The sequence below is a fragment of the Gilliamella sp. A7 genome, assembly GCF_002142015.1.
In the GTDB taxonomy this organism is placed as follows: Bacteria; Pseudomonadota; Gammaproteobacteria; order Enterobacterales; family Orbaceae; genus Gilliamella; species Gilliamella apis_A.
Map to the genome: position 1 here is coordinate 1 of NZ_NASN01000076.1, position 6199 is coordinate 6199.

Sequence of the window (6199 nt, forward strand, 5' to 3'; positions counted from 1 at the left end):
GTAAATACAATTGCATAAAGAAGCTATATCATATATACAATTGATAAAGCCATTAATTTAATGTTTTTAAACGCTAAAACTAATCAAACAAATGGAATAATTTATAAAAATGCCAAATAAGATTGGTTTAAACGAAATTAAAAGTATGTTTTTATAAAAGGTCGTTATTAATGAATCAAAAAATTCCTAACACTTTTGCCTTAGATGTTTATGCTAAACAAGTTGAAACTATCACAACAGTTGAACAACTAATGCAAGTTTGGAAAAACAACCCCAAAAATCAACCAATCATGATGATTGGACAGGGTAGTAATACGTTATTTACCGAAAATTTTGCGGGCACAATCATTGTTAATCGGATTAAAGGATTAACTATTACTGAAACGCAAACGCACTGGCATTTAAAAGTTGGTGCCGGTGAATATTGGCATGATCTCGTTGATCATACTATCACCCAAAATCTTTCTGGACTTGAAAACTTAGCGCTTATTCCTGGGTGTGTAGGTTCTGCACCAATCCAAAATATTGGTGCTTATGGTGTTGAATTTGAAAAAGTAGCAGATTATGTTGAATTGCTTGAATTTGCGACCGGTCAAATTATTCGCATTACTGATGGTCAATATGGTTATCGTGAAAGTATTTTTAAACATAAATACGCCGAGGGTTATGCGGTTGTCTATGTTGGAATTAAATTACCAAAACAGTGGACCCCCGTACTAACTTATGGGGAATTAAAAAATTTTGATCCGCAAAATGTTACAGCCCAAATGATCTTCGACAAAGTATGTGAGATTCGTCGTAGTAAATTGCCAGATCCTAAAGTATTAGGTAACGGCGGTAGCTTTTTTAAAAATCCCGTGGTAGATAAAAAATTTGCTGATAAACTACTTGAAAAATACCCATCAATGCCTATATATCCTCAAATAGATAATCAAATAAAATTAGCTGCTGGTTGGTTAATTGATCAGTGTGGTTTAAAAGGTTATCAAATTGGTGGTGCAGCAGTGCATCAACAACAAGCTCTGGTATTAGTCAATAAAGATAATGCTACAGCGCAAGATGTAGTTGCGTTAGCGCGTTATATCAAAGATACAGTATTACAAAAGTTCTCGGTGCACCTATCGCCAGAAATTAGATTTATGGGCGCGACAGGTGAAATTGACGTGGATAATTTTTTATAAAGTGGCAAACGCTTTATAGATAATAAAACTACTTATAAACAATAAAACTATGAAACGTTCGTATTCATTTCCTATTTTATTAACAAGTTTATTATTTGTTACCATTGCCTTATCGGCACTCAATACTCAAGTGCCGCTTTGGTTAGTCCGTGAGGATTTTTCTCTTGGACAGATAGGTTTAGTTGGTTCAAGCTATTTCACAGGTAACTTGCTTGGCACGATTATGGCAAATTGGTTTATTAGCCGATTTAATGCCAGATATACTTATACCTACAGTTGTATAATTTTTGCGATTGCGACAATTGGTTTAAGTTTTTCTATGGATTTTTACAGCTGGGCAATATGGCGATTTTTTATTGGTATTGCCTGTGCTGTCACTTGGGTTGTGATCGAAAGTTGTATTTTAGTCACTGGTACAGTACGCACCCGAGGAAAAATGCTTGCTGTATATTTGACTACTTACTACTTAGGTACCGTATTAGGACAAGCATTGCTACAATATTTTCCGCAAGACGTACTCTATTTTGGCTTAGTGATTGCAGTACTAATGGGATTAGCTATCTTATTTATATTGCTAACCCACTATAAATTGCCGAAAAAGAAAAAAAGCAGTTTTAATATTATGCCAATGATATTATACAAACCTTCTCGAGTTGGTTTAATTGGTTGTGCTATTGCTGGTATGTTAATTGGATCACTTTATTCACTAATGCCTGCTTACTACTCTCACTTAGGCTATACCGATAATCAAGTAGCAAATTGGATGGTATTGCTGATACTTTCTGGTGTGATAGCTCAAATGCCTGCCAACTGGTGTGCAGACAAGTTTGGACGGCGTATAGTGCTACTGGTAGAATCAATCTTAATGATGGTCGCTTGCAGCTTGCTAATATTTAATGTTTATGGTGTATTAGCCATTATTTTATTAGGTGCAACCATTTATACCATTTATCCAATATCTATGGCATGGGCTTGTTCGTGTGTACGCAAACAAGAAATTGTATCGATGAACCAAGCCATGTTATTAACTAATACCCTTGGTAGTTTAGTTGCACCAGCGGTTATAGCTTTTATAATGGATAAGTTAAGTAATACCTATTTATTTATCAGTTTTGCTATAATTTCACTTTATTTTGTTGTTTTATTGTTATTCAAAAAGTGAGGATTTAATGCGCAGTAACCAAAATCCATTGAAGTTGATCAATATATTAGCTGATGGAGAGTTTCATTCAGGCGAAGAGTTAGCTAATCTGTTTGGTATTACCCGTGCGGGAATCAACAAATATATAAAAGTACTAAGAGAGTGGGGGATTACCTTATCTTCAGTACAAGGTAAAGGTTACTGCTTAGCATCACCGATAGACTTACTCGATAAAACTAAAATCAATAACTATTATGGGGCTGATAGTCACGTTGAAGTATTGCCTATCATTGATTCGACTAACCAATATTTATTAAATAATATTGACAGATTAACAACTGGTGACAGTTGTGTTGCTGAGTTCCAATCTAAAGCTCGTGGCAGGCGAGGGCGTCAATGGTTTGCACCGTTTGGCAGTAATCTTTACTTTTCGATGTATTGGCGACTTGATCAAGGCATTGCAGCTGCTATGGGACTAAGTTTAGTGGTTGGTATTGTGATGGCTGATACATTACGGGAAATCTCTGGTCAAGATATCAAAGTTAAATGGCCTAATGATTTGTATCTCGGTGATCAAAAACTTGCCGGTATATTAGTTGAACTTGCCGGTAAAACAGGTGACTGTGCTCATGTTGTCATTGGTATTGGTGTTAATTTAATGATGACTAATCCTGATCCTGATATTGTCAATCAAAAATGGGCTAATTTAGGTAAAGTTGACCGCAATTTATTAGTGGCCAAAGTGGTCAAAAACTTAACAGCAAAACTTACCGACTTTGAACAACGAGGTCTAACACCATTTCTCGATGATTGGCAACGACTCGACAATTTTGCTAATCGTCCGGTTAAATTATTAATTGGTGACAATGTCATTCGTGGAGTAGCTAAAGGAATCAGTGAACAAGGTGCTCTAATCTTAGAACAAGATGGTAAAACTAAAGCTTTTATTGGTGGAGAAATTTCATTAAGAAGTGATGACTAGCCACTGTAAGAAATCGCCCCAACTAATTGTAATGGGGCACCATTTATTTAATTGTTTGTTATTTTTTGACTCTTAACAATCTTAATGCATTAGCGGTAACAATCGCAGTGGTACCAGAATCGGCTAACACAGCTAACCAAAGACCTGTTACGCCAAATAAACTAGTGATTAAAAATATCAACTTAATGCCTAAGGCAATAGTAATATTTTGTTTAATATTACGATTAGCAAAACGGGCTAGGCGTATTAATATCGGCAAACTTAACAAACTGTTTTTAGTCAGTGCGGCATCAGCAGTTTCAAGTGCAACATCAGTACCACTACCCATAGCTATTCCGACAGTAGCAGCTTTCATTGCTGGGGAATCATTAATACCATCACCGATCATCGCAATTGAAGTATGGCGTCCAATCTCCTCAATTTTTACTAACTTATCAGCTGGTAGTAATTCTGCACGATAATCAATGCCCAATTGACCTGCAATTGCTTTTGCTGCTCGTTGATTATCACCGGTTAACATTAAAGTTTGTAAACCAAGTTGTTTAAGCTCAGCGATAGCTGGCAAAGCATCATTTCGTAGTACATCTTGTAAAGCAATAATTCCCAACAATTGTTGGTCAGTTGTGACGACTACCACCGTCTTACCATTACCTTCAAGTTGGTTGATTGTTTGAAGATCTTCAATACTTAGTACATTTGCTACTGTTTCAATCTTATTTGGTGATACGACAAAATAAGTTTGTTGATCAAGCTCTCCCTGAATGCCAACACCAGCAATTGCCTTGCGATTATTTGCTTCGTAAAAAGGAATCTGTTTTCGCCTCACATAATCGACTAAAGCTTTTGCTAAAGGATGGTGTGATCCGCTTTCAATAGCCGCAACAGTAGATAATAACTGTTCTATGGAACATTGATGGTTAATTACATCTGTTACTTGTGGTTTACCTTCGGTTAAGGTACCTGTCTTATCAAATGCTAGCATTTTAATTGAACCAATATGCTCAAGTGCAGCACCACCTTTTATCAATACCCCATATTTAGCCGCGCTAGACAAGGCTGAAGTAATAACTGCTGGTGTGGATATGACTAATGCACAAGGACAACCAATTAATAATAATGTTAATCCTCGATAGATCCATGTATACCAGTCTTCATCCATCAATAATGGTGGAATTATTACCACTAATAGAGCAAATAGTGTAATGCCAGGAGTATAATAACGACTAAATTTATCAATAAACCGCTCAATCGGTGCTTTACGATCTTCGGCATCTTCAATCAATTGCAAAATGCGATCGACAGCATTTTGTCCTGATTCCGAAACTACCTTAAGTTGAATTGTATTGTCTACCACTAACGAGCCAGCTAAAATTTTGTCGCCATTTAAATAATTAACTGGAATTGATTCACCAGTTAAAGCGCTTTCATCAATACTTGCTTGTTCACTAATTAAAACAACATCAGCAGGTAATCGTCCACCAGATGAAATTTCGATTATATCATCAGGTTTTAATGTATGACTGGCAACGGTTTTTCTTTTACCATCAATGATAATCACTGTTTCATCAGGCATTAATTCTGCCAGTGACGAAATCCCTTTTTTGGCCTTACTAGTAGCAAAGCCTTCAAGCATTTCACCTATCATAAATAAGAAGATGACCATGGTGGCTTCTTCGGCGGCACCAATAAACAGCGCACCAATAGCCGAAATGCTCATTAAAGATTCTATAGCAAACGGTGTACCACTACGGGTTAACACAATCGCCTGTTTCAAAATAGGTATTATCCCAACAACAGCTGTGACTATAAACGCATACTCACCAACTGTATGGTTCATCAACAAAATAAGATAACTAATAACAATTAATATGCCTAAAATACCTAACGGAATAAATGCTTTTTTATCAAAATTATGTGAATGTTCATGGTGATAAACATGGTTTGGGATTGATTCAAAAATTGGGGTATATCCCAATTCCATGACTTTGTCTTCAATCATCTTTATTACTGCATCATCATGCTTAGGAACAAAAACGATTAACTTTTCAGTAGAAAAAATAATTTTGGTTTGATTTATATTAGGCAGTGTTTTTACACCGTTTTCGATTTTACTTGCACAATGTGCGCAATCCATACCCTGAATTTTCCAGATTAGCTTAACATCTTGACTGCTCCGTTCAGGATCTTCTGGTGGATCATCAATCTCGCACTGTTGTGATGAACTATGATCATGCCCATCACAACAATGTCCTATAGCCTGCTCATGATTTGTATCATGAGAATGTTGGGAATTATGTGTATGATTATGAGCAATATTATGACAATCTCCATGACAATGATCGTGATTATCATGGTGAGATTGATTGAATTTGTTATTATATAACATAACGTTACCTCTTTTTGTGGATGATTTTGATTGTACACTCAAAAAAACAAAAAGAAATATTTTTTCACTAAATAGGTAAAAATATTATAGAAAGGGAATAGTAAATTTGGGATTTATTTACATATCTTAACAAATTTTTTTAAAAGTAAAATTGTAAAAAAAAATAAATTATTTATACTAACTAGTACAAAAAAAGGTATTTTTTGTTAATTAACATGGATGTTACCTAACCAATGATTGGAATAATCATAAAATTTTGTTATTATCGAGATATTTTCTGATGTGATTTAGGATGAAATTATTCAGGATATATCAATCAAATTGATTTATATCAATTTGAATAAAGCGGTAATTTGCTAACTTATTGTTGATAAAGTGTTATTTTCAATCAATTGGTTTTATACATGGTTTAGTAAATACTAAATTAATTGAATTATGAAAAATAATTCAATTAACAATATATTTTCCAACATTTACTAGGTTTATATGTTATTTTAGTATTACTAAAC

The 6199-nt window shown here is 34.7% G+C and carries 4 protein-coding genes; 3 read left to right on the forward strand and 1 reads right to left on the reverse strand.

The window, feature by feature from the left end; genetic code table 11:
* Positions 1-170 precede the first annotated feature (170 nt).
* From murB to birA, 3 genes are read left to right on the forward strand one after another with little or no spacing between them, the layout of a single operon-like run.
* Positions 171-1181 (forward strand): UDP-N-acetylmuramate dehydrogenase, encoded by a 1011-nt coding sequence (gene murB, locus B6D18_RS11855; RefSeq protein WP_086364632.1) that lies wholly within the window; start codon positions 171-173, stop codon positions 1179-1181.
* 49 nt (positions 1182-1230) lie between these two features.
* Positions 1231-2343, forward strand: coding sequence for an MFS transporter (locus B6D18_RS11860; protein WP_086364633.1), 1113 nt, complete (start codon positions 1231-1233; stop codon positions 2341-2343).
* Between the two features lie 7 nt (positions 2344-2350).
* Positions 2351-3304, forward strand: a complete 954-nt coding sequence (gene birA / locus B6D18_RS11865) for a bifunctional biotin--[acetyl-CoA-carboxylase] ligase/biotin operon repressor BirA (RefSeq protein ID WP_086364634.1) — start codon at positions 2351-2353, stop codon at positions 3302-3304.
* 58 nt (positions 3305-3362) lie between these two features.
* Here birA and B6D18_RS11870 read toward each other — a convergent pair whose 3' ends face one another.
* Positions 3363-5690, reverse strand: coding sequence for a zinc/cadmium/mercury/lead-transporting ATPase (locus B6D18_RS11870; protein WP_086364635.1), 2328 nt, complete (start codon positions 5688-5690; stop codon positions 3363-3365).
* Between the last annotated feature and the right edge of the window lie 509 nt (positions 5691-6199).

Coding starts and splice junctions, on each gene's coding strand:
- murB (WP_086364632.1), top strand. CDS start 171: ATGAATCAAAAAATTCCTAACACTTTTGCCTTAGATGTTTATGCTAAA.
- B6D18_RS11860 (WP_086364633.1), top strand. CDS start 1,231: ATGAAACGTTCGTATTCATTTCCTATTTTATTAACAAGTTTATTATTT.
- birA (WP_086364634.1), top strand. CDS start 2,351: ATGCGCAGTAACCAAAATCCATTGAAGTTGATCAATATATTAGCTGAT.
- B6D18_RS11870 (WP_086364635.1), bottom strand. CDS start 5,690: ATGTTATATAATAACAAATTCAATCAATCTCACCATGATAATCACGAT.